General features: G+C 32.0%; 1 pseudogene. It reads right to left on the bottom strand.

Going from position 1 to position 1,614, the window contains the following annotated elements:
• A pseudogene (locus tag CUL_RS18750) lies at positions 1 to 1,493 on the bottom strand (IS1182 family transposase); the annotation flags it as partial.
• Positions 1,494 to 1,614: the final 121 nt, after the last annotated feature.

Raw genomic sequence — 1,614 nt, 5'->3', positions numbered from 1 at the left:
ATATTTGATTGTTCAGTTTGTAGACAAAACACGGTTTCCTTCTTTATGGAAACCGTGTTTCTTAATGAACAAATAATAAAACTATATAAATTTGATAAAAGACCATGCATATTAACGCATGGATTGGATGGATTTGGTCCATTTTTCCTGGACCTCCACATCCAATTCGCTATCTTCTTTAAATTCATGCAAGCAGCAATAAGCATCGCCTGCGCCTTAACTTTTTTTAAGCCCCGTAGGGTTGTCCAGCGCATGCCATGCTTCTCTTTCATATCTGCAAATACACGTTCTATTGTTTCCTTTCTCATATCGTATATTTCTTTATTAATGCTTGTATGCCTTAAATGCTCGACTCCCTCCATATAATTTTCCCATATATGACGGGTAACAACTTTAGTATGGTTTTTGCTATTTGTGCATTTGTTTATATCTGGGCAATTTATACATATTTTAGGATCTGATTTATACTCCCTATAGCCATCTCTATTGGTTGTACTATACTTTAATATTTGATTGTTTGGGCATATGTAACAGTCATAGTATTCATCATATACATATTCATGTTTTCTAAAAAATTCTTTCTTACCCCTAGGTCTTGTATAGGGCATTACTGGCCTAATTTCTTGATCTATTAACAATTTAGCTATATACGGAATTTTATATCCAGCATCTACTGCTACATACTTTGGTTTGCCTAAGTTTCTTTTAACCTTATCTAATATTGTTTTAAACATTGCACTATCATGGACATTAGCAGCAGTTACGTCTATTCCAAGTATAAACCCGTTCTTATCACAAGCTGTGTGGAAAGAATATGCGTAGCATTTTTCCTTCTCACTTTTATATAACATTCCACTATCTGGGTCGGTTTTACTTATCTTTACTTCCTTGTATTCTGTTTTTTTTTTACTCATATCAAGGGGCTTCTTGCCATGTATTTCTCTATCTTCATTTATTTCTTTGTCTAGTAATTCTTGGTAGCTACGCATTTTCTTTTCTAATTTAACTTTATTGTACTTCTTCTTATTGGCATTAGCTTTTACGTGGGTAGAATCTATGAAGACTGCATCTGTATCTATGAATCCTGCATCTATTGCTTGTTCTAGGATACGCATAAATATTTTTTCAAATACGTCTGTATCTTTAAATCTTCTAACATAGTTCTTTCCAAATGTAGTAAAGTGGGGTATCTTATCATGTAGACCATATCCTAGAAACCAGCGATAGGCTACATTAGTTTCTATTTCAGTTATAGTTTGCCTCATTGATTTTATCCCAAAGATATATTGGATGAAAACAATTTTAAATAAAACTACAGGGTCTATACTTGGTCTGCCGGTTTCAGTACTATACATGTCCTTTACTAAATCATAGATAAAGCTAAAATCTATGCAAGCATCAAGTTTTCTAACTAAATGATCTTTTGGGACCAATTGGTCAATAGATATGATTTCAACTTGATTTCTTTTATCAGATTTATTTATCGTTAGCATAACAACACCTCATTTAAAAATATGTTATATATTATATATTCTACAAAAAAGCAGAAAATCCTTTTTGCTTTCAAGGATTTTCTGCTTTTTTATAAAAAATTTATACTTTGTCTTCAGTCTG

This window comes from [Clostridium] ultunense DSM 10521 (genome assembly GCF_000511955.1).
Classification (GTDB): domain Bacteria; phylum Bacillota; class Clostridia; order Tissierellales; family Tepidimicrobiaceae; genus Schnuerera; species Schnuerera ultunensis.
This window is presented reverse-complemented; position numbering and strand designations above follow the sequence as displayed.